19 protein-coding genes are annotated in these 26,174 nt (G+C 71.4%); 12 read left to right on the forward strand and 7 right to left on the reverse strand.

The window, feature by feature from the left end:
* The first annotated feature begins 19 nt into the window (after window positions 1-19).
* The 4 genes from ACWIGI_RS12455 (at window position 20) to ACWIGI_RS12470 (ending at window position 5,700) form a co-directional block, all read left to right on the forward strand.
* The gene (locus ACWIGI_RS12455; RefSeq protein ID WP_454202464.1) at window positions 20-1,423 is read left to right on the forward strand and encodes an NAD(P)H-quinone dehydrogenase; all 1,404 of its coding nucleotides are present in this window, start codon (window positions 20-22) and stop codon (window positions 1,421-1,423) included.
* Between the two features lie 198 nt (window positions 1,424-1,621).
* Window positions 1,622-2,704 carry a hypothetical protein gene (locus tag ACWIGI_RS12460; RefSeq protein ID WP_454202465.1) on the forward strand — a complete coding sequence of 361 codons (1,083 nt, stop codon included), beginning with the start codon at window positions 1,622-1,624 and terminating at the stop codon, window positions 2,702-2,704.
* Window positions 2,705-2,805: 101 nt separating this feature from the next.
* The gene (locus tag ACWIGI_RS12465) at window positions 2,806-4,362 is read left to right on the forward strand and encodes a hypothetical protein (RefSeq protein ID WP_454202466.1); all 1,557 of its coding nucleotides are present in this window, start codon (window positions 2,806-2,808) and stop codon (window positions 4,360-4,362) included.
* A gap of 150 nt (window positions 4,363-4,512) precedes the next feature.
* Window positions 4,513-5,700 (forward strand): aminotransferase-like domain-containing protein, encoded by a 1,188-nt coding sequence (locus ACWIGI_RS12470; protein WP_454202467.1) that lies wholly within the window; start codon window positions 4,513-4,515, stop codon window positions 5,698-5,700.
* Between the two features lie 79 nt (window positions 5,701-5,779).
* On the opposite strand, the gene glpK is transcribed toward ACWIGI_RS12470, so the two are convergent.
* Window positions 5,780-7,276 carry a glycerol kinase GlpK gene (glpK, locus tag ACWIGI_RS12475; protein WP_454202468.1) on the reverse strand — a complete coding sequence of 499 codons (1,497 nt, stop codon included), beginning with the start codon at window positions 7,274-7,276 and terminating at the stop codon, window positions 5,780-5,782.
* A gap of 236 nt (window positions 7,277-7,512) precedes the next feature.
* Between glpK and glpD the strand changes: the two genes are divergently transcribed.
* Complete coding sequence (gene glpD / locus ACWIGI_RS12480; protein ID WP_454202469.1) at window positions 7,513-9,255, forward strand: glycerol-3-phosphate dehydrogenase; 1,743 nt, start codon at window positions 7,513-7,515, stop codon at window positions 9,253-9,255.
* Between the two features lie 111 nt (window positions 9,256-9,366).
* Here glpD and ACWIGI_RS12485 read toward each other — a convergent pair whose 3' ends face one another.
* Window positions 9,367-10,116, reverse strand: coding sequence for a helix-turn-helix domain-containing protein (locus tag ACWIGI_RS12485; RefSeq protein WP_454202470.1), 750 nt, complete (start codon window positions 10,114-10,116; stop codon window positions 9,367-9,369).
* Between the two features lie 87 nt (window positions 10,117-10,203).
* Between ACWIGI_RS12485 and ACWIGI_RS12490 the strand changes: the two genes are divergently transcribed.
* Entirely contained in the window at window positions 10,204-11,457 is a 1,254-nt protein-coding gene (locus ACWIGI_RS12490; RefSeq protein WP_454202471.1) for a M28 family peptidase, read from the forward strand.
* Window positions 11,450-12,607, forward strand: coding sequence for a saccharopine dehydrogenase NADP-binding domain-containing protein (locus ACWIGI_RS12495; protein WP_454202472.1), 1,158 nt, complete (start codon window positions 11,450-11,452; stop codon window positions 12,605-12,607). The genes ACWIGI_RS12490 and ACWIGI_RS12495 overlap by 8 nt, the downstream gene beginning before the upstream one ends.
* Here the strand turns inward: ACWIGI_RS12495 and ACWIGI_RS12500 are convergent.
* The 3 genes from ACWIGI_RS12500 to ACWIGI_RS12510 form a co-directional block, all read right to left on the reverse strand.
* On the reverse strand, window positions 12,597-12,893 hold the full coding sequence (locus tag ACWIGI_RS12500; RefSeq protein ID WP_454202473.1) for a hypothetical protein: 297 nt from the start codon (window positions 12,891-12,893) through the stop codon (window positions 12,597-12,599). The two genes, ACWIGI_RS12495 and ACWIGI_RS12500, sit on opposite strands and share 11 nt — an antisense overlap.
* 130 nt (window positions 12,894-13,023) lie before the next feature.
* Window positions 13,024-13,794: a DNA-formamidopyrimidine glycosylase family protein gene (locus ACWIGI_RS12505; RefSeq protein ID WP_454202474.1), complete on the reverse strand. Its 771-nt coding sequence runs from the start codon at window positions 13,792-13,794 to the stop codon at window positions 13,024-13,026.
* A 42-nt stretch (window positions 13,795-13,836) separates the two neighbouring features.
* A complete protein-coding gene (locus ACWIGI_RS12510; RefSeq protein ID WP_454202475.1) occupies window positions 13,837-18,831 on the reverse strand; it encodes an ATP-dependent helicase in 4,995 nt (1,664 codons plus the stop codon).
* Between the two features lie 143 nt (window positions 18,832-18,974).
* Between ACWIGI_RS12510 and ACWIGI_RS12515 the strand changes: the two genes are divergently transcribed.
* Window positions 18,975-19,520: a histidine phosphatase family protein gene (locus ACWIGI_RS12515; protein ID WP_454202476.1), complete on the forward strand. Its 546-nt coding sequence runs from the start codon at window positions 18,975-18,977 to the stop codon at window positions 19,518-19,520.
* 3 nt (window positions 19,521-19,523) lie between these two features.
* Here the strand turns inward: ACWIGI_RS12515 and ACWIGI_RS12520 are convergent, their stop codons facing one another.
* Entirely contained in the window at window positions 19,524-20,156 is a 633-nt protein-coding gene (locus ACWIGI_RS12520; RefSeq protein WP_454202477.1) for a TetR/AcrR family transcriptional regulator, read from the reverse strand.
* A 69-nt stretch (window positions 20,157-20,225) separates the two neighbouring features.
* Between ACWIGI_RS12520 and ACWIGI_RS12525 the strand changes: the two genes are divergently transcribed.
* Window positions 20,226-21,185 (forward strand): patatin-like phospholipase family protein, encoded by a 960-nt coding sequence (locus ACWIGI_RS12525; RefSeq protein ID WP_454202478.1) that lies wholly within the window; start codon window positions 20,226-20,228, stop codon window positions 21,183-21,185.
* An 88-nt stretch (window positions 21,186-21,273) separates the two neighbouring features.
* A complete protein-coding gene (locus ACWIGI_RS12530; RefSeq protein ID WP_454202479.1) occupies window positions 21,274-22,116 on the forward strand; it encodes an SDR family oxidoreductase in 843 nt (280 codons plus the stop codon).
* 192 nt (window positions 22,117-22,308) lie between these two features.
* Here the strand turns inward: ACWIGI_RS12530 and amaB are convergent, their stop codons facing one another.
* Entirely contained in the window at window positions 22,309-23,838 is a 1,530-nt protein-coding gene (gene amaB / locus ACWIGI_RS12535; protein WP_454202480.1) for an L-piperidine-6-carboxylate dehydrogenase, read from the reverse strand.
* Window positions 23,839-24,016: 178 nt separating this feature from the next.
* On the opposite strand from amaB, the gene ACWIGI_RS12540 reads away from it, so the two are divergent.
* A complete protein-coding gene (locus tag ACWIGI_RS12540) occupies window positions 24,017-24,469 on the forward strand; it encodes an Lrp/AsnC family transcriptional regulator (RefSeq protein WP_354990430.1) in 453 nt (150 codons plus the stop codon).
* Window positions 24,470-24,533: 64 nt separating this feature from the next.
* Window positions 24,534-25,874, forward strand: a complete 1,341-nt coding sequence (gene lat, locus ACWIGI_RS12545) for an L-lysine 6-transaminase (protein WP_454202481.1) — start codon at window positions 24,534-24,536, stop codon at window positions 25,872-25,874.
* The last annotated feature ends 300 nt before the right edge of the window (window positions 25,875-26,174 follow it).

Raw genomic sequence — 26,174 nt, forward strand, 5'->3', positions numbered from 1 at the left:
AGGCATGAAGCGAGGGACAATGACCCGCATTGCGATCATCGGCGGTGGCCCCGCCGGTTACGAGGCGGCACTGGTGGCGGCTCAGCACGGAGCCCCGGTAACGCTGATCGACAGTGACGGGATCGGCGGCGCGTGCGTGCTGTGGGACTGCGTGCCGTCCAAGACCTTCATCGCCTCCACCGGTGTGCGCACCGATCTGCGCCGCGCTCGCGACCTGGGCATCACCGTGCACCACTCGCAGGCCCAGGTGCGCCTGGCCGAGGTCAACTCGCGCGTGAAGGCGCTCGCGCAGGCCCAGTCCTCGGACATCAAGGTCAAGCTGCAGCAGGCGGGGGTCAAGATCATCGCCGGGTACGGCGAATTGATCGATCAGGCCCCGAATCTGGCCACCCACCTCGTCAAGGCCACTTGCGCGGACGGGCAGCAGCAGGTGATCGAGGCCGAGGTGGTGCTCATCGCCACCGGCGCCAGCCCGCGCGTGCTGCCCGGCGCCGAACCGGACGGCGAGCGCATCCTGAACTGGCGTCAGCTCTACGACCTCAAGGAGCTGCCCGAAACCCTGGTCGTCGTCGGCTCGGGTGTGACCGGCGCCGAATTCGCCTCGGCGTACACCGAGATGGGCGTGAAGGTGAAGGCGGTCTCCAGCCGCGACCGCGTGCTGCCCAGCGAGGACGCCGACGCGGCCCTGGTGCTGGAGGAGGCCCTGGCCGAACGCGGTGTGGAGCTGGTCAAGCACGCGCGCGCCGACGCGGTCGAGCGCACCGCGGACGGCATCGTGGTGAAGCTGTCCGACGGGCGCACGGTCACCGGCAGCCACGCGCTGATGACCGTCGGTTCGGTGCCGAACACCGGCAAGCTCGGTCTCGAACGCCTGGGCATCGAGCTCGACAAGGGCGGCTACCTGCGGGTCGATCGGGTGTCGCGCACCACGGCGACCGGCGTGTACGCCGCCGGCGACTGCACCGGCCTGCTGCCGCTGGCCTCGGTCGCGGCCATGCAGGGCCGCATCGCGATGTACCACGCGCTGGGCGAGGGCGTGCAGCCCATTCGCCTGAAAACCGTTGCCTCGGCGGTCTTCACGCGACCGGAGATCGCCACCGTCGGCGTCAGCCAGACCGCCATCGACAACGGGGAGACGCCCGCGCGCACGGTCATGCTGCCGCTCAACACCAATCCGCGGGCCAAGATGTCGGGCCTGCGACGGGGTTTCGTGAAGATCTTCTGCCGCCCGGCCACCGGTGTGGTCATCGGCGGCGTGGTGGTCGCGCCGATCGCCTCGGAGCTGATCCTGCCCATCGCCCTGGCGGTGCAGAACAACCTGACGGTCAACGATCTGGCCCAGACCTTTTCGGTGTACCCCTCGTTGACAGGTTCTGTGACCGAGGCCGCACGCCAGCTCATGCGGCACGATGATCTCGATTAACGAATGATCTTTTCCGGGCGATAACCCCTGTCGCCTTGCTCCATTTCGGTCCGTGTGATTCACTTCGCGACGGGAAGCGATCGGTCGGGCGGTCGCGAGATTGTCGGGGGGTCAACCCTTTCCGGCGTAGTGCCGGGGCGCAGCTCGCGGTCGTTCACGTCCGATCGTGCGGACGAGGGACGAAGGAACGAGCCAAAAGTGAAGCACCGCAAGCCGAATCGAATCAAGGCGAGCACCTCGCTGCCGCTGGCTGCCGCGGCCGCCGTGGTGAGCCTGTTGAGCGCCCCCGCGAACGCCGCTCCCGCCGATCCGGGCGCTGCCCCGTCGGTGCCGGTACAGCCGGGCGCGACCGACGAGAACCCTGCTCCCGAGGTCGCGCCGGTCCCGGAGAAGGCCGATGTCGTGCCCGGTACCAAGCCCGAGAGCGTGCCGAACAACAACACCAAGCCGCAGCAGAGCCAGCCCGGCGTCACCAAGCCGGAGACCGAGAAGCCCGAGACCAAGACCGAGGACACCGAGCCCGCGTCGGTCGATCCCAAGGCGAACCAGCCCAAGGTCGCGCAGCCGGGCGTGAGCTCGCCGCGCGTCGCGCCGCTGCCGGTGCCCGGTCAGTCCGTGCCGGTCCAGGTCGAGGTCAAGCCCGAGCAGTCGACGCAACCGGGCTTGACGAATCCGGGCCAGTCCACGGTGCCGGGCCGGACCACCGAGCCGGAGACCGAACTCGTCATCGACGGCACCGAGGGCGCCGATCCCGATACCGCGATCAACACCCTCACCGGTGACGACGCGGTCACCCCGAAGCCGCAGTGGCAGGCCCCGGTCGTGGAGACCGCGCCCGCCGCGCCGGTCGTCGAGATGACCGGTCCGCGCACCGAGATCGGCGCGACCGTCGACGGCGGGGCCACCCTGCCGGGCTGGGCCGCCAACACGCACCACTTCAGCAACCTCGACGGCTACGTCGGCACCATCGGCTACACCACCCCCGGTGGGCTCGGCGAGGCCGGTGTCGCCCTCGACTTCACCGTGGGCAACCAGATCAAGGTCACCGCGTTCGCCACCGCGGACGGCGGCGACGACCGCAAGCTCGAGTTCATCCTGGACACCGCGGCGGCCAACGCCGCCAAGGCCGAGACCGAGAACTTCATCCGGCTGATGCCCGGTGGCGCCACGGTCCTGGAAGCCGCGAGCCAGATTGGTAGGCTCCCGGTGGGCGATATTCCCGGGCAGACGACCGACCTCGGTGGCGTGACCACCCAGGTGGGTGGCTCGGTCCAGTACTGAGGGTGGGGTCCGGTCCGATGACGGGCCGGTGGAAGTTGTGAGTCGTCGCGTGGGGCGGTCGGAAGCGACCGCCCCACGCGTGTGTGGCGAAAGGACGGGCGATGGTTTCCGGCAAGGACGAGTCGGCGGACCCCTCCCAGCCCCTACCCGCGCCCGAGGGCGCGGAGCACTCCGAATCGGGTGGCGCGCAGCCGGAATCCGGTTCGACCGCTGACCCCGAGTTCGGGCCCGCCGTCGCGGACTTCGGCGCGCCGGTCGCCGGATTCGGGCCGCCGGTCACCGGGCCGAGCGCCGAGACGATCTTCGGGGCGCCGGTGTCGGAGTTCGGCGCTCCCGCCACCGGGGCCGATCCGACGACCGCGTTCGACGTCGCGCCGTCCGATCCCACCGTCCGCTTCGACACCGCGGCCGGTGACGCGGGCGCGGTGTTCGGCGCACCCGTGGCCGGGTCCGAGGCGGCCACCGTCTTCGGCGCCCCGGCATCGGAATTCGGTGCGGCCGACACCGAATTCGGCCCGCCCACCGGTGAATACGAGCCGCCCGCGTTCGGCGCGTTCGGCGCCGGCTCCGAGGCGGGCGCGCAGGGCTGGTCGCCCGCGCCCGCCCCCGCCGCCCCGGAGCTGGCCTGGCGGCCCGCCGACGGCTCGCCGACCACCCCGGCCGTCCCGCCGGAGTATCGCGCGCCCGATTCGAGCACCGCTCCGGATGCGCAGTGGTACGCGGACACGCAGCACGACAACGGTTTCGGCGGCAGTCCCGAGGAGACCGTGCGCCACCCGCTGGCCGATCCGCCCGCGCCCAAGGCGTCCGGGTGGGCGACCGGCGGCGGCATCAAGACCGCGAACGCGGGCCGGGAATCGGCGTGGCTGCGCAACGCCGAGGCCGGAATGCCGTCCGGCAAGCCGGAATCGCGCGCACCGCAGCAGGAGTCCCTGGCCTGGGCCGACGACCCCATCGGCAAGCTGCTGACCCCGAAGAAGCCCGCGCCGCAACAGGAGTCGCTGGCGTGGTCCGACGATCCGATCGCCAAGCGACTGACCCCCAAGGCCGCCGCCGCGCCGAAGTCCGACGAGGACGGGTCGCTGCCCTGGGCCCGGATCTCGACCATCGTGGGCGGCGTGCTCGCGGTGCTGATCGTCGCCGGGCTCATCGTGGTCGCCGTGACACGCGGTGGCGGTGACGACAACGATCCACTGGTCGCGCCGACCACGACGGCGGCCGCGACCACGACCGCGACGAGTACCACCCCCGCGCTGCCCGGTGCGCCGGTGACCGTGCCCGCCGCGCCGAGCTGCGCCGCCAAGCGCGAGGGCCGCCTCACGATCGGCAACGGCACCGGCGGCACGACCGCGGGCGTGGACGCCATCCTGGGCTTCCAGCACGCCTTCTACATCGATCGCGACGGCGCCAAGGCCCGGTCCTTCGTGGCCCCCGACGCGCCGAACGTCTCGCCCGCCGAGGTCATCCAGACCGCGGGAATCGACCCGACCCCCGTCGGCACGATGCACTGCCTGCGCATCTTCGCCATGGGCCCCGAGGCCTACGTGGTCGACCTCACCGTCTACCGCCCCGACGGCGCGACCGACGTCTACCAGCAGTACATCACCACGGTGACCCGCAACGGCAAACACCTGATCTACGCCATCGACGAACGCTGATCACCGACACCGCGCAGGGGCGTCCGGCATCGTGCCGGGCGCCCTTCGTCTTTGTCTCGTGTATCACTATGTGGGAATCGAATTTCATATGCTGGTAGCGGTGTGACACAGTGGGAGAACGTAAACCCCGGCTTTCCTCGGAGGTGTCCCATGTCCGCGATCACCCCACCGCTGTCCCGGCGGCTCGACGGGCTGCAGAGCTCGGCCATTCGTGACCTGCTCAAGCTCACCGCGCGCGCCGAGATCATCAGTTTGGCCGGGGGGCTGCCGGACGCCGCGCTCATGCCGCGGGAGCGGATCGCGGTAGCGGCCGAGGCGGCGCTGGCGGACAGCGGGCGACTGCAGTACACCGAGTCGCCGGGGTGGGGGCCGCTGCGGGAGGTGCTCGCCGCGCGCGAATCCGGGCGACTGGGGCGGGCGGTGCCCGTCGGCGAGGTCTTCGTCACGCACGGATCGCAGCAGGCGCTCTCGCTGCTGTCCGAGGTGCTGCTGGACCCGGGCGCGCTGGTCGTGGTGGAGGACCCCGCGTATGTCGGTGCGCTGCAGGTCTTCCGGGCCGCGGGAGCGCGCATCGCGGCCGTCCCGCTCGACGCCGAGGGCATGCGCGTGGACGCGCTGCGCGACCTGCTGGCGCGGGGCGAGCGCCCCGCGGTGGTGCACACGGTGAGCAACTTCCACAATCCCGGTGGCGTCACCATGAGCCCGGCCAGGCGGGCCGAACTCGCCGAACTCGCGTCCGCGCACGGCTTCTGGGTGATCGAGGACGATCCGTACGGCGAACTGTGGTTCGACGAACCCGCGCCCGCGCCGGTCGCCACGTACTCGCCCAACGTGATTCGCCTGTCCAGCGCCTCGAAGATCCTGGCGCCGAGCCTGCGCGTGGGCTGGATGGTGGCCCCCGCCGCGGTGTGCCGCGCGGTGGAACTGCTCAAGCAGGGCGCGGACCTGTGTGGTTCGGCGCTGACCCAGCAGATCGCCGCCGACCTGCTCGCCGACACCGACTGGCTTGCCACCCATGTGAATTCGGTCCGCGAGGTGTACGGCGCCCGCGCCCGGTCCCTGGTCGGCGCGGTCCGCGCGACCTTCGGCGACCGGGTCGTGGCCACCGACGCCTCGGGCGGCATGTTCGTCTGGGTCGATTTCACCGACGGCACCGACACGCAGGCGCTGCTGCCGCGCGCCCTGGACGCGGGCGTGGCCTACGTGCCGGGCGCGGCGTTCGCCGTCGACACCGACTACGGCCACTCCATGCGCCTGTGCTTCACCACCTCCGACGCCGACGTGCTGACCGAGGCGGTCGGCCGCCTGGCCCGCGCCGCGACGCCCGCCCAGGTCTGACGCCGGACGCGGCCTGCGCGGCCGGCATCACCACGGTGTCCGGTGTGCGCGATATCTGGCGGGCGGTGGACTCGCGGGCTCAGGCCCAGTCGTACGTGCGCTCCACGGCCTTGTTCCACTCGTGCAGCAGGTGTTCGCGGGTCTGCGCGTCCATGCCGGGGGTCCAGCGCTTGTCCTCGGCCCAGTTGGCGCGGATGTCGTCGGGGGAGGCCCAGTAGCCGACCGCCAGCCCGGCGGCGTACGCCGCGCCCAGGGCCGTGGTCTCGGTGACCACGGGCCGCACCACGGGCGCGTCCAGGATGTCGGACTGGAACTGCATGAGCAGCTCGTTCGACACCATGCCGCCGTCGACCTTGAGCGTCACCTTCGCCACGTCCAGCTGTTGCGCGGCGGCGTCGGCGCGCATGGCGTCGATGACCTCGCGGGTCTGGAAAGCCGTGGCCTCCAGCACCGCTCGCGCGATGTGCCCGCGATTGACGAATCGGGTCAGGCCCGCGAACACCCCGCGCGCGTCCGGCCGCCAGCGCGGCGCGAACAGGCCCGAGAAGGCGGGGACGATGTACAGTCCGCCGTTGTCGGCGACGGTGTGCGCCAGCGGTTCGATCTCCTCCGCCGAGGCGATCATGCCCAGGTTGTCGCGCAGCCACTGCACCAGCGATCCGGTCACCGCGATCGACCCCTCGAGGGCGTACACCGCGGGTTGGTCGCCGAGCCGGTAGCACACGGTCGTGAGCAGGCCGTGCTCGCTGAACACCGGCGTCTCCCCGGTGTTCATGAGCATGAAATTGCCGGTGCCGTAGGTGTTCTTGGTGTCGCCGGGGGACAGGCACGCCTGCCCGAAGGTGGCGGCCTGCTGATCGCCCAGGATGCCCGCGACCGGCACGCCCGCCAGCGCGGTGCCGGTGATCGCGCCGTACACCTCCGAGGAGCTGCGGATCCGCGGCAGCACCGCCTCCGGAATCCCGAAATCCGCGCAGATCGCCGAATCCCATTGCAGCGTGCGCAGATCCATGAGCATCGTGCGCGAGGCGTTGGTGACGTCGGTGATGTGATCGCCGGTGAGGTTCCACAGCATCCAGCTGTCGATCGTGCCGAAACACAGTTCGCCGGCCTCGGCGCGCTCGCGCGCCCCCGGCACCCGGTCCAGGATCCAGCGCAGCTTGGGCCCGGCGAAGTAGGTCGACAGCGGCAGCCCGGTGCGATCGGCGTAGCGGGTCGGCCCGTCGGATCCGCCCAGCTCCACGGTCAGTTCCGCCGTGCGCGTGTCCTGCCAGACGATGGCGTTGTGAATGGGCTTGCCGGTGGCGCGCTCCCACACCACGGTGGTCTCGCGCTGGTTGGTGACACCGACCGCCGCCACGTCGGCCGCGGTGATGCCGCACTTGTCCAGGGCCTCGGCGATGACGGATTCGGTGTTGCGCCAGATACTTTCGGCATCGTGCTCGACCCAGCCCGGCTGCGGGAAGATCTGCTCGTGCTCGCGTTGCGCGACTCCCACGATGAGTCCGTGGTGATCGAAGACGATGCACCGGCTGGAGGTCGTGCCGGAATCGATGGCGGCCACATAGCGACGCATTCGAGCAGGCTACTAGACGCCGCCACGCCGATGTGGCGATGACGCGCGCCTGCCCGCCGGGCGGGTCGGCCGGTCGATCGTGGGGGTGCGCGCGGCGGCGGACACCAGGGGTGCGGGTCGCACGGTCGGTGTCGGCCGTGGACTACGGTTGCTATCGAGTAGCTGATCCGAGACCGAGAGCGTCATCGATACCAATTCCACGTCGTCGGACACGGCGCGGCCCGGAGGAGTCGAGCATGGCGAAGCACCCGCGATCACAGTTTCTCGGCCCCGAGCAGCGCGAAGCTGCCTGGGCTCGGCTGAGCAAGGACACCTTCGACGTCGTGGTGATCGGCGGCGGGGTGGTCGGCGCGGGTATCGCGCTCGACGCCGCCACCCGCGGTCTGGAGGTGGCCCTGGTGGAGGCGCGCGATCTGGCCTCGGGCACCTCGAGCCGCTCGTCGAAGATGTTCCACGGCGGCCTGCGCTACCTGGAGATGATGGAGTTCGGTCTCGTGCGCGAGGCCCTGCACGAGCGTGAGCTCTCCCTCTCCACCCTGGCCCCGCACCTGGTCAAGCCGCTGCGATTCCTGTACCCGCTGAGCCACTACGGCTGGGAGCGGCCGTACGTGGCGGCCGGGCTCACCCTGTACGACACCATGGGCGGCGCGAAATCGGTTCCCGGACAGCATCATCTGACCAAGTCCGGGGCGCTGCGGCTGGCGCCGGGTCTCAAGCACACCGCGCTCACCGGCGGGCTCACCTACTACGACACCGTGGTCGACGACGCCCGGCACACCATGACGCTCTCGCGCACCGCCGCGCACTACGGCGCGGTCATCCGCACCTCGACCCAGGTCGTCGGCTTCCTGCGCGAGGCCGACCGGATCACCGGGGTCAAGGTGCACGACAGCGAGGACGGCCGGACCGCCGAGGTCAAGGCCAGCGTGGTCATCAACGCGACCGGCGTGTGGACCGACGAGATCCAGGCGCTGTCGCATCTGCGCGGCCGATTCCATGTGCGCGCGTCCAAGGGAGTGCACATCGTGGTTCCGCGCGACCGCATCGCCAGCGACACCGCGCTGATCCTGCGCACCCCGACCTCGGTGCTGTTCGTCATCCCGTGGCACAGCGACCACTGGATCATCGGCACCACCGACACCGACTGGAACCTGGACCTGGCGCATCCCGCGGCGACCAAGCACGACATCGACTACCTGCTGGAGCAGGTCAATTCGGTGCTGGTCACCCCGCTCACGCACGAGGACATCACCGGCGTCTACGCGGGCCTGCGGCCGCTGCTGGCGGGCGAGAGCGATCAGACCTCCAAGCTCTCCCGCGAACACGCCGTCGCGCGCATCGCGCCCGGGCTGGTCGCCATCGCCGGCGGCAAGTACACCACCTACCGGGTCATGGCGTACGACGCGCTCGACGAAGCGCTGCAGGACATTCCGCGCAACGTGCCCTCGACCATCACCGACAAGGTGCCGCTGCTCGGGGCCGACGGGTATCACGCGCTCATGAACCAGGTGCCGCATCTGGCCGAGAAGTACGGCATCCACCCGTACCGAATCCAGCACCTGCTCAACAGGTACGGCTCGCTCATCGACGAGGTGCTCGCCCTGGCCGAGGGCAAACCCGATCTGCTGCAACCGATCACCGCCGCCCCCGGCTACCTCCAGGTCGAGGTGCTGTACGCGGCGGCCGCCGAGGCCGCCCTGCACCTGGACGACATCCTGGCCCGCCGGACCCGCATCTCGATCGAGTACGCCCATCGCGGCGCGGAGTGCGCCGAGCAGGTCGCCCGCCTGGCGGCGCCCATCCTGGGCTGGGACGAGTCCGACATCGCCCGCGAGGTGGCGACCTACAACGCCCGCGTCACCGCCGAGATCGAGTCCCAGGCCCGGGAGGACGACGCCTCGGCCGACGCCCTGCGCGCCGCCGCCCCCGAACCTCGCCCGAGGATTCTGGAGCCGGTCCCGGTGCCCGCGGAGAAGTAGCGCCCGCGCCGCTTCGCCCTGTGTTTGCCACGCGCCCTTGCGAGTTCATCGCAAGGGCGCGTTCGTTGCGCACGGGGCGCGGTCTGCGCGTTGGTGCGTGATCGCCCCCGCTCAGGCGACCGACTCGACCGTGCCGCGGCTCATCTCGATATCGAGGTGGACGCCGGTGCCCGCGAGGGCGGTCGCCGAGAGCCCGAACATGCGATGGAAGATCTCGCTCAGGTGCGACGGGGACGAGAACCCCGCGTCGGCGGCGCACCGGGTCAGATCGTGGCCCGCCGAAATACCCTCCGCCACATGGAGTATCCGCGCCCACTGCCGATACCGGCGGAAGCTGGTGCCGGTGTGCTCGGCGAACAGGCGCAGGAAGTAGGCCCGCGACAGGTCCAGGGCGGCGGCGGTGTCGGTGGCGCTCGCCTCGCTCGCGGGATCGGCGCGGATCAGCTCGATGGCGGCGGCGATCCGGGCGTCGATCGCGCCCGCCGCCATGCCCGCCGCGCTGTGCAGCACCCGATCGACGTCGAGCGTCCGATCCGTGGCCGCCGCGATGAGGTCGTGCTCGCGGTCGTGCTCGAACCCGAACGGCCCGATCGTGCGCCGCATGCGGGCCCGGCAGCGTGCGGTCCGGGTCGACGCGGCGTCGATGAGCAGGCACAGCAGCCTGCCCTCGGTCGCCTCGACCGCGTGCACCACCCGGGCGGGAGCGAAGGCGCTGCGCACGGTGACCGCGCCGGTGTCCCGCGCGCGGAACACGAACGGCGCGTCCAGGCCGACGGCCAGACAGGCGACGGAGGTGGAGTGCGCGTCGATGCGCAACGCCGGCCCCAGATAACCGACCTGGTCCGGCCGAATCCAGATCACCGGCCGCTCCGGCCGATGGCACGTTTCTGAAAGTGCTGACCCGCCCATGTCTGTGAGGCTACCTCCGTGCCGCCCCGGCCTCTCCGGATGCGGGGTGGCACAGGGGACTACGACGATTCGACGGGTGAGGCCATGATCTCGGACCAGCAGCGAACGGCGGCGCTCGATCCGCCGGACACACCACCGGAACCCACCGCCCCGCGGCAGCGGTTGGTCGAGGCCGTCGGTGCGCTGACGGCGCTGGACCGGCGCACCGGGTCGTCGGGGGAGCGGCGTTCGGCGGAGTGGATCGCCGGGCAGTTGCGCGAGCTCGGCGCCGGCGACGTCCGCCTCTCCACGTTCCGTGCGCAAACATCGTGGGCGCCGGTGCATCTCGCGCACACGATCGCCGCGCTCGCGCTGGGGGCGCGATCCGGCCGCGCCGCCAGGATCGCGAACGCCGGCGTCGCGCTGTCGTACGAGCTGGAGGTCAGCGGGCGCGGTCAGTGGCTGCGTCGCGTGCTGCCCGCCGGGCGGGGCGTCTCGGTATCGGCGCGCATACCGGCGACCGGTCCGGCGCGCCGCACGCTGGTGCTGGTGGCGCATCACGACGCGGCGCACAACGGCATGGTGTGGCATCCGCGCACGGTCGCCGCGAACCGCCGCCGCTCGAGCCGGACGGGACGCGCCGTTCCGAGTCACGCCATCGCGCTCGTCGCCATGGCGGCAACGGCCTTGTCCCCCAAGTGGATTCGCAGGGGATCGCGGGTCGTTCTGGCGGGGGCCGGACTGGCGATGGCGCAATCCATGCGGACGTACACCACGCCCGGCGCGAACGACAACGCCACCGGGGTCGCGGCCGTGCTCGAACTCGCGCGCGGGCTGCGGGCGGCCGAATACCCGGACACCGACGTCGTGCTCCTGTTTCCCGGCGGGGAGGAAGCAGGAAACCTCGGCATGGTCGCCTGGATGCGGGAGGCGCGCGCGGCACTCGATCCGAGTAGGACGCTCGTGGTCAATCTCGACTCGCTGGGCAGCGGAGGACATTTGGTCGTGGCCCGGCGCGAGGGCATGACCGGCTGGCTCGCGGCGCGCGACGTGAACGCCGCGCGCGCCGCCGCGGCGCGCACGGGTATCGAGTTGCGGGCGGTCACCTTTCCCAACGTGTGCGACACCAGCATCGCCAGGCACGCGGGCATGCGAGCGATCTCGCTGCTGTCCTACGCGGACGGGTGGATCAGCAACCTGCACCTGCGCTCGGACACGATCGAGAATGTCGTCTGGGAGACGGTCGAGGACGCCATCACGCTCACCGCGCGGCTCGCCGCCGCGTGGAACGACGGGAGTATCGACGATGAGTGACGCACGGACCGGCATCGCGGTGTACGGCGCGACCGGCTACACCGGCGGGCTCATCACCCGGGAACTGGTCGAGATGGGCCACGAGGTGACCGTGGCGGGCCGGTCCCGGGACGCGCTCACCGAGCTGGCGGGCGAGTTCGGTGGCGCGGTGCGGCCGGTGGTGGCCGGCCTCGACGATGCCGCCGGTCTGCACGACCTGGCCGCGAGCGTGCGCACCGTGGTGAACGCGGCCGGACCCTTCTCCCGGACCTGCGCGCCGGTCGCCCGCGCGGCGGTGGCGGCCGGTAGTCACTACGTGGACATCACGGGCGAACAGCACACCATCCGCTGGCTTTTCGACACCCTGGGAACGACGGCCGCCGTGAACGGCGTCGCGCTCCTGCCCGCCAGCGCCTACTACGCGACCCTGTGCGATCTGCTCGTCGCGCTGGCGGCCCGGGACGCGGGACCGATCGACGATCTCGACATCGCCTACCGCGTCACCGGCTGGGTGCCCAGCGGCGCGGCGTTCGTCAACCGCCTCGAAGGCATCGGGCAGCCGATGATCCAGTACGACAACGGATTCGTGGACGTGACCCGCCTGCCCGCGACCCGCACGGTCTCCTTCGGCCCGGAGCTCGGCTCCCGCCGGGTGACCATGTATCCCGCGCCCGAGGTCCTCACCATCCCCCGCCACGTCGACGTCGCGCGCGTCCGCACCTCGATGACGACCTCGACCCTGATCCGAAAGCCCTTGGGCCGCTTGGTTCCCCACGTCGGCACCCTGGCCGCGCTGGCCCGCCACACCCCCGCGGCCGGACTGGTCGAACGAATACTGGCGGCGGGCCTGACCGGCACCCCGACTCGGGTGCACGCCGATCCGACCCGCTTCGACCTGGTGGCCCACCTGCGCACCCGGTCCGGAACTCACACGGCACTCCTGTCCGGCCCCGGCATCTTCGACATCACCGGCCCGATCGCGGCCCGCGTGGCCGCCCACACCCTCACCCCCGGCTTCGCCGCTGCGGGCCCACTCGCCGCCGCGGAGCTACTCGACCCGGCGCCGTTCCTGGACGCCCTGCTCGATCGCGGTGTCACGTACCGCATCTCGCCCGCCCCGGCCTGGTCAGGGGACGTCGCGGCTCACGCTCCGGCGGCGACTAATCCTTGATCAGGCATTGCGAGAGCTGCGGGAACCCGAGCGCCTCCGGCAGGCGGCAGGTGAGCAGCTGCGCGACGAGTCCGATCGGCACGTCGATCCCGGCGCTGCCGGTCAGGCCGCCCTCGAAGTTGCCGGGGAGCAGGATCCCGAGGCTGCCGGTGGACGCGCTGCCGCTGCTGCCGGCCTGCTCGGCGACCGGCCGTGGCGATTCCGCCGGCGCGGCGGCCGCGGCATGCGCACCGCAGGTGAGTGCGGCGGCTGCCAACACGGTTGCGAGAGAGGCTTTCGTGAACATCCCCGGACTGTAGGTGAAATAAGTGTGTTCCCAATTGGGAACGCCTGCCCCCGGAATCGGGGGCATTCGGGAGCCGGGAGATGGATGGCGACGCCGCCGCCGACGCGACCGCCGGGAGCGGCAGCGGAGATCAGGTCGCGGGTGGGGGAGTGCAGCGGGGGCAGAAGTAGATGCCGCGATCGGCGCGGGCCAGGGTGGGGTCGTCGGCCAGCAGGTGGACGACTATGCCTGTGCCGCAGCGGCGGCAGGGCTGGCGCTGGCGGCCGTAGACCAGGACCCGGCGGGGCGGGGTGGTCACCGCCTGCAGCAGGATGCGGTGCGCCTCCTCCACCAGGGCGGTGAGGTCGTCGATGTCGCCCACGGGGGTCGCGGGGTGGACGCGGCGGAGGTAGCAGACCTCGCTGCGGTAGATGTTGCCTATGCCCGCCAGGTTCGTCTGGTCCAGCAGGGCCAGGCCGACGGGGCGGTCGGGGCGTTCGGACAGGCGGCGGACCGCCTCGGCGGGATCCCAGGCCGGGCCGAGGAGGTCGGGGCCGAGGTGGTCGACGGCGGTGTGCTCGTCCGCGCGGCGCAGCACCTCCACCAGGCCCAGCGAAAAGCCCACGGCCTCCGCGTCTTCGGCGCCCAGGATCAGGCGGGCGGTGAATCCGGGCTTGGTCCAGCGCTGTCCGGGCTCGTACACCCGCCAGGTGCCCTCCATCTTCAGATGGGTGTGAACGCTCAGGGTGGGCGTGCGGACGAACAGGTGCTTGCCGTAGCTGCCGACGCTCTCCACCGGCTGGCCGCGCAGGTCCAGCGTCGCGTAGCGCGGCACCCGGAAGTCACTGCGCGTCAGCGTCTTTCCCTCCAGGGCCGTACGCAGCCGCGCGGCGGCCAGGAAGACCGTGTCACCCTCGGGCACGGCGGTCCTTCCGGATTCCCGGCCGCCGGCTCGGTTGTCCGATCACGGCCGGCTCCGGAGACGGAAGCCCTTGGGGGTGGCGGCGAAACCGGCCCCGGTGAGGAAATCGGCGAACGTGTTGCCGTGCACCGACTCCCCGTCCACGCGGTCGATGACGAGCGAATCCACGCGACGACCGGTGACCAGGGCGGCGAGCTCGGCCGCCGCGGCGGTGCGGACGGCGGGGTCCTCGGTGAAGGTGAGCAGCGTCTTGCCGCCGCGTTCGAGGTAGAGCGCCAGCTCACCGTCGACCAAGACCACCAGCGCGCCGGCCTTACGGCCCGGGCGATGGCCCGCGCCCTCGGCCGCCGACTTGGGCCAGGGCAGCGCCGCGCCGAAGGGATTCGCGGGATCGCAGGCGGCCAGGGCCAGCCCCCGACCCGCCGGCTCGCCCTCGCCGGGGGTGCGGTCGGAATCGAACGAGCGCAGCCGATCCACCACGTCGGTCGTCGAGAACTGCGCGCCGCCCAGCGAATCCACGAAGTAGCCGCGGCGGCACCGGCCGCGATCCTCGAACTCGGTGAGCACCCGGTACATGAGCGCGAACCCGCCGGTCACGCCCTCGCTCTGCACAGCGCCCCGGGTGAGCACGCCGTAGCGTTCGAGCAGGATGTCGGCCGTGGCGTGCGCGCGGATCGTGTTGTCCGACACGCGGTCCGGCAGCAGGGACCAGCGCCCGGCCGTGTTCGGTGGGCTGGTGCGCGCCGGTACCCCGGTGCGCGGCAGATACATCCGGCCCCGCGGGGCGCGGCGCGGGGTGCGATGCGAGGTGGTGGTTCGCGTCGTCCCGGACAGCATGGCCCGCACCGGCGCGAAGGTGTCACCGGCCACGTAGCCGGCCCACACCAGCTCCCACAGCGCGGAGACCACCGCGCTCTCGCCCTCGATACCGGAAGCCTCCAGCAGCTGCCGGAAGAAATACGCTCCACCGCCGGCGGGTGACACCACCTGATATCCGGACTCGCCGTGCGTTGTCGACCGGCCGCGCGCCGAATCATTTTCGGAGGCAAGGCTTCCGGGATCGACCGCCGAGTCGGCCTGCGGCGCAGCGACATCGTTCGAATCCCCCGGCGAGGACGCACCGGCCGACGAGCTGCCGCCGGCCGCGGCCGCGGCGCCGAGGCTCTGCCCGTCGCCGATCACCGTGGCGCCCAGGGCCACGAGCAGGCTGATCTGGGCTTCGGTGAGGTCGATGGCGTCGGCCGGGGGCAGGGTCAGCGGCGCCTGTTCGGCGGGATGCAGGGCGATCCAGCCGTCCTTGGCGGTGATGGAGCCGTGGCCGGACCACAGCACCTCACCCGTCGCCATGAGTTCGTCGAGCATCGCCGGGGAGTAGTCGCGCACGCGTGCGGGCAGGATCAGCGACTCCCAGGCCGATGCCGGAATCGGCACACCCGCAAGCTGTTCCACGACGGCGGCGACACCGTCCACGCCGCGCAGCTCACCCGTGCCGATGTGCTGCCACGCGGGCAGGAACCGGCCGAGCGCCGCGGTGGCGACCGGCTCCACCTCCTTGCGCGCGGCGGCCAGCGACCGGCGGCGCAGGCGGCGCAGCACCTCGCTGTCGCACCATTCGGTGCCGGTGGACCCGGGCGTGAATTCGCCTTCCACCACCCGCTTCTCGGCGTGCAGCCGATGCAGCGCGGTCGCGACCACGGCCGTGCCGAGCCCGAACCGATGGGCGGCCACCGCCAGGGTGAACGGGCCGTGCGTGCGGGCGTAGCGCCCGATCAGGTCACCGAGCGGATCGGCGACCGGTTCGATGAACGCGGCCGGAACACCGATGGGCAGCGGCACGCCGAGCGCGTCCCGCAGGCGCGCGGCGTCCTCGACGGCGACCCACCACGCCGAGCCCGCGAACGAGACCTCCAGCGCCCGATGGGCTTTCACCAGCTCGGCGAACCACGGCCGCGGATCCTCGAGACTGCGATCGGCCGCCTCGGCGGCGGTCACCGGCCCCAGCAGCCGCAGCAGGTCCGCGAGCCCCTCCATGTCGCGCGCCTGCCGCTCGGGGGTGAGCCGCTGCAACTCCCGTTCGGTCTGCGCGAGCACCTCGGGGTCGAGCAGCTCGCGCAGCTCCACCCGCCCCAGCAGCTCGGCCAACAGGCTCGAATCCAGTGACAGCGCCGCCGCCCGCCGCTCGGCGAGCGGACTGTCGCCCTCGTACAGGAACTGCCCGACGTATTCGAACAGCAGCGAATTCGCGAACGGCGAGGGCGTCGCGGTCTCGACCTCGACCAGCCGCAACTGCCTGCGGGCCAGGCGGCCCAGCAGATCCCGCAGCGAGGGCAGGTCGTACACGTCCTGCAGACACTCGCGCACGGTCTCGAGCAGCATCGGGAAATCCGGGAACTTGCGCGCCACGTCCAGCAGCTGCGCCGACCGCTGCCGCTGCTGCCACAGCGGCGCCCGCCGCCCCGGATCCCGGCGCGGCAGCAGCAGCGCACGCGCGGAGCATTCGCGGAACCGCGAGGCGAACAGCGCCGAACCGCCCACCTGCTCGGTCACCAGGTCGTCGATCTCGTCCGGTTCGAAGACGAACAACTCCGCACCCGGCGGATCGTCGGTCGTGTCCGGCAACCGCACCACGATGCCGTCGTCCGACGCGGTGGGAGCGGCGTCCACCCCGAACCGCTCGCGCAACCGCGCGCCCACGGCGAGCGCCCACGGCGCGTGCACCGGCATCCCGTACGGCGAGTGCAATACGACCCGCCAGTCACCCAGCTCGTCCCGGAACCGCTCGACCACCAGCGTCTTGTCGGTCGGCAGCTGCCCCGTGGCCTCCCGCTGCTCGGCCAGCAGCGCCACCAGGTTCCCGGTCGCGTTGGCGTCCAGCCCGGCCGCGGCGGTGACCCGCTCCAGCTCGGTGACCGGCGCGCCACCCACATCCTTACCCGCGGCGGCCTTCTTCCCGCGCGTGCCGCGAGGCTTCGAGACCTGGGCGTCGGCGGCGTCGGGCACGTCCGTCGCTCTGTCACCCAGCTCGAGTTCCGCCATCGCGGTGGCGAGGGCGACGGGCGTCGACGGCTCCCGCCGCCGATCCACGGACCCGTCGAGCCCGGCGCGCGAATTGGCGTGCTGTTCCACGGCCTTGCCCGCCGTACGCACGAATTCCCCCAGCGCCGCGCCCAACTCGGCCGGGCGGCCGAGGGAATCGCCGTGCCAGAACGGTAGTCGGCCGGGCAGGCCGAACGCCGGGGTCACCAGGACCCGGTCGAAGGTGATCTCCTCGATCCGCCAGCTCGTCGCGCCCAGGGCGAACACGTCGCCCACCCGCGACTCGTAGACCATCTCCTCGTCGAGTTCGCCTACGCGCGAAGCCTTCTCGCCGACCATGAAAACCGGGAACAGGCCGCGATCGGGGATCGCGCCGCCGGAGGTGACCGCCAGGCGCTGCGCACCGGGCCGGCCGGTGAGGGTGCCCGCGTCGCGATCCCACACGATGCGCGGGCGCAGCTCGGCGAACTCGTCCGAGGGATAGCGGCCGGCGAGCAGATCCAGCACCGAATCGAACGCCGAACGCGGCAGCGCCGCATAGCTGCCCGTGCTCCGCACCGTCTCGAACCAGGTCTCGGCGTCGATCGGCTCCAGGGCGCACGCGGCCACCGTCTGCTGGGCGAGGATGTCCAGGGGATGCGCCGGAATGCGCAGCCGTTCGATCTGCCCGGTGACCATGCGCTGCGCCGCCACCGCGCAGTGCACCACATCGGTGCGATGCTTCGGGAACAGCACACCGCGCGAAATCTCACCCACCTGGTGCCCGGCGCGCCCCACCCGCTGCAACCCGCTCGCCACCGACGGCGGGGCCTCCACCTGCACCACCAATTCGACCGCGCCCATGTCGATTCCGAGTTCGAGGCTGCTGGTCGCCACCACGCAGCGCAGCCGCCCGCTCTTGAGATCGTCCTCGATGATCGCGCGCTGTTCCTTGCTCACCGACCCGTGATGCGCCCGCGCCAGCAACGGCGCCGCGCCGTGGATCACCTCGGTCGAGGGCCCCAGTTGCGCGGGCGGCGCGTGCTCGGTGTCCACCGGCTCGCCGAGCCTGCCCGCGTACTCCTCGTTCAGGCGTGCGGTCAGCCGCTCGGCCAGCCGCCGCGAATTCGCGAACACGATCGACGACCGATGCTCGAGCACCAGGTCCACGATGGCCTCGTCCACGTGCGGCCAGATCGACCCCGGCTGGTCCGAATCCGCGCCGCCCGCATCGGGTTCGGTCATATCCGCGACCGGAACGCGCACCGACAGATCGAAGGTCTTGGGCGCGGGCGGATGCACGATGGTGATGGGCGCGGCTCCCACCAGGAAGCGGCCCACCTCCTCGGGCGGGCGCACCGTCGCCGACAGCCCGATGCGCTGGGCGGGCCGCTCGGTCAGCACGTCCAGCCGGGCCAGCGAAAGCGCCAGGTGCGCACCGCGTTTGGAGCCCGCGATGGCGTGCACCTCGTCCACGATCACCGTGTGCACCCCGCGCAGCGCCTCCCGCGACGCCGAGGTGAGCATCAGGAACAGCGATTCGGGCGTGGTGATGAGGATGTCCGGCGGGGTGCGCTGCAGGAGCCTGCGCGCGGCCGGGGAGGTGTCACCGGATCGCACGCCCACGCTGATCTCCGGCGCGGGCAACCCCAGCCGCTTCGCGGTCTGGGTGATCCCCACCAGCGGTGCGCGCAGATTGCGCTCCACGTCCACGGCCAGGGCCTTCAGCGGCGAGATGTAGAGCACAGAGGTCGTGCGTTTCGCGGTCTCCGCAGACTCCTCGGCCTTTTTGCCCCGGGCCCCGCGCCCGGTCCTGGCCGGCGCGGGCGGCTCCGGCGGCCGGGTGGCCAGCCTGTCGATCGCCCACAGGAACGCCGACAGCGTCTTGCCCGAGCCGGTCGGCGCGATGACCAGCGTGTGCTCACCCGCGGCGATGGCCTGCCAGGCCCCCAGCTGGGCGGACGTCGGCGCGGGGAACGCGCCGTCGAACCACTGCCGGGTCGCGGGAGAGAACCGATCCATCGCCCCAGTCTGCACCCCGGCACCGACAGCCCGGGGCGGGCGCGGCCGTTCCCGGCGGTGACGGCGGCGAACCGGTCGGTCGAGCCGAGCGAAGGGCGGGCAATCGGATTACGCCCGCCGACCCCGCGCGTACGCTTCCAACCGTGCAGAAGGTGCTTCGACTCGACTTGGTCAGTCACGGAATGACCGAGGCGATGCGTAAGGCACGCTTCCCGGTGGACGAACCCCTCACCGAAGCCGGCCGCCGCGCGGTCTCCGCCCGGGGCCGCATGCACGACGCGCGCGTGCTCACCGCCCCCGAACGCCGCACCGTCGAAACCGCCGCGCTCATGGGTCTGCTCGGCGCCGAGGACGACCGATTACGCGACCTCGACGCCGGTGCCTGGCGCGGCGGCGAGCTCATGTCGGTCCCCAAGGAGGACCTGTACCTGTGGCTGACCGACCCGAGCTATCGCGGGCACGGCGGCGAATCGGTCGTGGACGTCATCGAGCGCACGGGGGAGTGGCTGGCCGACATCGCCGCCCACGGCGAACCCACCATCGCCATCACCCACCCGGCCGTCATCCGCGCGGCCCTGCTGGTGACCCTGGACGCGCCCGCGAAATCGTTCTGGCGCATAGACGTTCCGCCGGTGAACATCACCAGCCTGCACTACCGCGGGGAATGGACGCTGCACTTCCGCCCGTGAGCGTCAGGCCGTCGCGCCCGAGGTCCCCGGCACCGCGTCCACGCGCAACGATCCGACGAAGATCCCGCGCACCGCGTCGGTGATCAACTGCGCCGAGATGCTCGGATCGATGGCGCGCATGATGCCCAGTCCCACACCGAGACCCAGGATCGCGTTGGCGCAATCCTCGGCGGGCAGCGGCAGGTGCACGGCCATGGAGTCGGCCAGCGATTGCAGTTGCGCGGCAATGGCTCCGCGCACGATCGACAGGCTGGAGACCAATCCGGCCTGCAGCGCCGGATCCTCGCGCGCCACGATCGCGAACTCGAATTCCAGCATGGTCCAGCCCACGTCGCCGAGGGTGTGCTCGGCCCACTGCCGGAATCGCTCGAGCCGTTCGTCGAGACTGCCGCCGCCCTCGAGCAGCTCACCGGCCTCGCTGAACTTGGTGGCGTGAATCAGCTCGATCACTTCCAGCCCGAGCGCGGACTTGGTCTTGAAATTCGAGTACACCGCACCCTTGGAGTACCCGGCCTCCTCGGCGACCCGTTCCAGGCTGGTCTTGGCGTACCCCTCGGTCAGGAATAGATCGCGGGCGGTCGCGAGCAGGTCAGCGCGGGTACGGGCCTGGGTTTCGGTCCGGGTCAGTCGTGCCATGCGGTCAATTCTATGTACCTCCGGATTCGGGATACCGCCGGTATCCAAAAACTGCTAGTGTCTGAAACCATGAGTACTAGGAACGGGGCACAGCGACGTGGCCTGGCCATCGGCTGCGGGGGAACGCTGGGCGCGGCGTGGATCGTGGCGGCGCTGGCCGCCGCCCGCGACGTGCTGGACTGGGATCCGCGCACCGCGGACGTCATGATCGGCACCTCGGCCGGCGCGGAAATGCTGACCATGCTGGGCAGCGGCGTCGGCGTGGACGAACTGGTCGCCATGCAGGACGGCACCTCGACCGATCCCATCCTCACCTCGCACATGCGATGCGAACCCGGGCGTTTCCCGCCCCTGCCGCGCCCGCGACTCGGCGCGCCCGGCCGTGCGGCCCGCGAACTGCTGGCCCGCCCCGGCAACGGGCATGCCCTGCTCACCGCGGGCAGCGGCCTGCTGCCGATCGGCGGCGGCGATCCCGGCTGGCTGCAACGCCTCGCCGACCGCCTGAACCCGGGCGGCGGCTGGGTCGCGCATCCGGCGACCTGGCTGGTCGCCATGGACGACGCCACCGGCGAACGCGTGGCCTTCGGCTCCCCGGGCGCGCCCGAGGCGAGTCTCGGTGCGGCCCTGCGGGCTTCGTGGGGCGTGCCCGGCTGGTTCCCGCCCGTGCCGATCGCGGGCCGCACCTTCATCGACGGCGGCGCGGCCTCCACCGCCTCGGTCGATCTGCTCATCCCGGCCGAACTCGACGAGGTCGTCGTCATCGCGCCCATGGCCTCGCCCGGGCGGCTGCCCGCCACCGGCGCCGGGCACTTCCTCGAACGCCAGCTGCGAAACCGCATGAGCGCCGAGCTCGACGCCGAGATCGCCGAGCTGCGCGCGACCGGAACCAAGGTGCTGTACCTGGGCGCCTCGGCCGAGGATCTCGCCGTCATGGGACCCAACTTCATGGACGGCCGCCGCCGCCGCGCCACCTTCGAACACAGTCTGGTCAGCACCCGGAAAGCGCTGTCCCAGGCCGCTTTCGAATGAGTCACCCGCGCCGGCGGCAGCCCGCCGCGCCCCGCCCGCACCTGCGCGGTGCCCGGCACGCCACCCCCGCACGACACAGGAGTCAGCAATGAGCGTTCTCGGAAAGAACTATCCGGCAATCGATATCGACGGCGCCCGGGTGTTGATCACCGGTGGCGGCCGCGGCATCGGCCAGGCCACGGCCGAACTCTTCGCCGCCAAGGGCGCGCGGATCGCCATCGCCGACGTGGATCTCGCCGCCGGCGAGGCCGCCGCGGCCGCGCTGGACGGCCGCGCCTACGAACTCGACGTGCGCGATCGCGGCCAGTGGGACAAGGTCGTCGCCGACTTCGGCGCCGTCGACATCCTGATCAACAACGCGGGCGTCATGCCCGCCGGCGCGTTCCTCGAGGAATCGGACGCGGTGGGCCGCAGCAGCATCGACATCAACGTGTGGGGCCTCATCCACGGTATGCGCGCGGTGGTCCCCGGCATGATCGAGCGCGGCCGCGGCCACGTGGTGAACGTCGCCTCCCTCGCCGGCAAGGTCCCGATCCCGGGCCTGGCGGTCTACAACGCCAGCAAGTTCGCCGCCGTCGGACTGTCCGCGGCGACGCGCCTGGAATTCGAACCGCAGGGCGTCAGCGTCAGCTGCGTCATGCCCTCCGCCGTGCGCACCCGCCTGTCCTCGGGCCTGACCCTGGGCGCCGGTCTGCCCACCGTCGACCCCGAGGACGTCGCCGCCGCCATCGTCGGCACCGTGCGCAGCCGCCGAGCCGAAGTCGCCGTGCCCAACTACCTCGCCCCCGTCGAGGTGGCCCTGGCCGCCGCCCCCGAGGCCGCCGTGCGCCTGGTCCGCCGCCTCTTCAACGGCGACCGCGCCCTGCACCCCGCGGACGAGACGACCCGCGCCCGCTACGAGGCCCAGATCCGCGCCATCAGCGAGGACTGACAGCGTCCGTCGGTGGCCCGAACCGCACGGGGGGTTCGGGCCGCCCCGCTGCGGCGGTCGGCAGGGGAGACTTCGCGACGTCGTCCCGAAGGACAGGACGTGCGTGCGCCCGGCTCAGCGCGGACAGTCTCGCGACCTCGATCCCGGCGACGGGACGCGATGCACCCGAGCCGGTCTCCCCGCACTCGCGCTCTACTCGAACCGAATGCCCTGGGCCAGTGGGAGTTCGGTCGAGTAGTTGACCGTATTGGTCGCCCGGCGCATGTACGACTTCCAGGAGTCCGTACCGGACTCGCGGCCGCCGCCGGTCTGCTTCTCGCCGCCGAACGCGCCGCCGATCTCCGCGCCCGACGTGCCGATGTTCACGTTCGCGATGCCGCAGTCCGAGCCGTCGGGGCCCAGGAACCGTTCGGCCTCACGCTGATTCGTGGTGAAGATCGCCGACGACAGGCCCTGCGGCACCGCGTTGTGCAGCTCGATCGCGGCGTCGAGATCGTGGTAGGTGAGGACGTAGAGGATCGGCGCGAAGGTCTCCTCGCGCACCACCGCCGTCTGCGCGGGCATCCGCACCAGGGCGGGGCGCACGTAGTACGCGTCCGCGTGCGGTCCCTCCACTCGTTCGCCGCCGCAGAGCAATTCGCCGCCGTCGGCCTGCGCCCGCTCCAGCGCCTCGCGCATCCCCGCGTAGGACCGCTCGTTGATCAGCGGGCCGACCAGCACGCCCTCCTCCAGCGGATTGCCCACGCGCAGTTGGCGATAGGCCGCCGCCACCCGATCCAGCAGCGGCCCGGCCACATCGGCGTGCACGATCAGCCGCCGCAGCGTGGTACAGCGCTGCCCGGCCGTGCCCGCCGCGGCGAACACGATCGCCCGCGCGGCCAGATCCAGATCGGCCGACGGCGTCACCACCGCGCCGTTGTTGCCGCCCAGCTCCAGCAGCGCGCGCCCGAAGCGCGCGGCCACCCGGGGTGCGACGAGCTGCCCCATGCGCACCGACCCGGTGGCGCTCACCAGCGCGACCCGGGGATCGTCCACCAGGCGCTCGCCGATCTCGCCGCCGCCCTGAATCAACTGGTGCACTTGCGGATCCGCGCCGACATCGGCCGCCGCCCGGCGCAGCAGCGTGTGACACGCCAGCGCCGTCAGCGGCGTCGCCTCGGACGGCTTCCACACCACCGTGTCCCCGCACACCAGGGCCAGCGCGGTGTTCCACGCCCACACCGCGACCGGGAAGTTGAACGCCGAGATCACCCCGACCACACCGAGCGGATGCCAGGTCTCCATGAGCCGGTGCCCCGGGCGCTCGGAAGGCATGGTGAGCCCGTACAACTGGCGCGAGAGCCCGATGGCGAACTCGCAGATGTCGATCATCTCCTGGACCTCGCCGCGCGCCTCGGCCCCGATCTTGCCCGCCTCCAGGGTGACCAGTTCGCCGAGTTCGGCCTGATGCTCGGTGAGCAGCTGCGCCAGCCGGCGCACGACCGCGGCGCGTTGTGGCGCGGGCACCGTGCGCCAGTCGCGGAAGGCGGTCGCGGCGCGCTCGATCGCCGCGTCCACCTCCGCCGGGGTGTCCGGTCGCAGGGTGGCCAGCTCGCCGCCGGTGATCGGCGTACGGACCGAGAGTGCGCCCGATTCAGGCGATTTCGCGCCGAGGGCGTGCAGCAGCGCGGCGGTGCGCAGGCGTAGATCGCCGGTGGTGTCGGCGGTGAGCGCGGAAGTCATGGGCAGCTCCGTACATGGTCGCGGGCGGAAGTTCGCGCGTCCGCGTCGAATCCGATGATCGGCCGACGCGGGCCGCGGGTGTGCGGGAGAGTCGCGGAGACGGTGAGATCGGCCGGAACGAGGGCTCCGCGTGCCGGGTTCCGGCCACGAGTTCGGTTCGCTGCGTTAGCCTTCGCTGATGGCGGATACACCGGCGAAACCCGTACTCGACGACATCGATCGTTTGCTGATCCGTGAGCTGATCGCCGATGGGCGCGCCACCCTGTCGAATCTGGCCGAGAAAGCCAACCTGTCGGTGTCCGCCGTGCAGTCCCGGGTCCGGCGCCTGGAAGCGCGCGGGGTGATTCGCGGCTACACCGCCAACGTGGATCCCGAAGCGCTCGGGCAGCTGCTGTCGGCATTCGTCGCGATCACTCCTCTCGACCCCTCGCAACCCGATGACGCACCCGCACTGCTCCAGCACATCCCGGGCATCGAGGCGTGCCATTCGGTGGCCGGTGACGAGAGCTACATGCTACTGGTGCGGGTGGCTTCGCCCCGGCATCTGGAGCAGCTGCTGCAGGAAATCCGCGCGACGGCCAACGTCCGGACACGAAGCACCATCATTCTGCAGACATTCTATGACAAGTAGGTCTCTTCCGTAATTACTTCGGAAGTTGCGGGCAAGACCGTAAAAATTCATTTACGCTGGGGCGGTGACCCTCGAACTCGATCGGCTCGGGGCGGTAGCCGAAACGCCACTGGTCACCCCCGCCCGGGTGCACGAAATCCTGTCCGCGAGCATCCTCGCGGACGGCTTCGATCTGGTCCTGGATCTACGCAAATCGCGTGGCCGCAGGCTGGTCGACGCCCGCGACGGCACGGCATACCTGGATATGTTCGGCTTCTTCGCCTCCTCGGCGCTGGGCATGAACCATCCGGCTCTGGTCGGGGACCGCAGGTTCCTGTCCAACCTCACGGCCGCTGCCTTGAACAAGCCCAGCAACTCCGACGTCTACACCGTGGAGATGGCACGGTTCGTGGACACCTTCGCCCGCGTCCTCGGCGACCCCCGGCTCCCGCACCTGTTCTTCATCGACGGCGGCGGCCTCGCGGTGGAGAACGCGCTCAAGGCGGCCTTCGACTGGAAATCCCGGCACAACGAAATGCACGGGCGCGCACCGGAACTCGGCACCAAGGTGTTGCACCTGACCGGCGCCTTCCATGGCCGGACGGGCTACACCCTCTCGCTCACCAACACCGACCCGGTCAAGACCGCGCGCTTCCCGAAGTTCGACTGGCCGCGGATCGACACCCCGTACGTCGGCGCCGACCATCCCGACATCGAGGCCGCCGAACGGCGCGCGCTCGACCAGATCGCCCGCGCCTTCGCCGAAAACCCGCACGACATAGCGTGTTTCATCGCCGAGCCGATCCAGGGCGAGGGCGGCGACCGGCACCTGCGCGGCGAGTTCCTGCGCGCGGTGCAGGAGCTGTGTCACGCCAACGACGCCCTGTTCATCATGGACGAGGTGCAGACCGGCGTCGGCCTCACCGGAACCATGTGGGCCTATCAGCAATTGGGCGTCGAACCGGACGTGGTGGCCTTCGGCAAGAAGACCCAGGTCTGCGGCATCATGGCCGGCGGGCGCGTGGATGAGGTGCCGGACAACGTGTTCCGGGTCAGCTCCCGGCTCAACTCCACCTGGGGCGGCAATCTCGCCGACATGGTCCGGGCCCGGCGGGTCTTCGAGGTCATCGACCGCGAAGGTCTCGTCGAGCGCGCCGCGCGGCTCGGGCCGCATCTGCTGGACCGGCTCACCGCGCTGGCCGCGGCGGACCCGCGGGTGTCCGAACCGCGTGGGCGCGGGCTCATGTGCGCGATCACACTCGAATCGGGACAGCTGCGCGACACCGTGGTCGAGCGCATGCGGGAAGAGGAACGGGTGCTGATCCTGGGGTCGGGGGAGCGCGGTATCCGCTTCCGGCCGCCGCTCACCGTCACCGTCGAGGAACTGGACGAGGCCGTCGCCGCCCTGGGGCGGGTCCTGTCCTGAGCCGAATCCCGGTCCGCCGGCCGGGATTTCGAAACCGACCACCCGGGACGCCCGGCGCGGATAGGCTCTCCGCGCCGGGTTCGTCCGGTTCATCAGGTCGCGCCCGGGCTGTACACCCGGTCACGGCGGGGTGATGGTCCGGTGACCCCGGGTATCGAATTTTTTCCGGCAGAACGGTCGCGCGCGGCGCGGAAACCGGGCCCCACCTGCGCCTTTTTACTGGCGGTCAGTCAATAACCGTACTCGTGAGTAGCCCCTACGGGATTAACAGACGGCACTGGTACTGGTTACACTCCCCGG

This window comes from Nocardia sp. NPDC055321 (assembly GCF_053645575.1).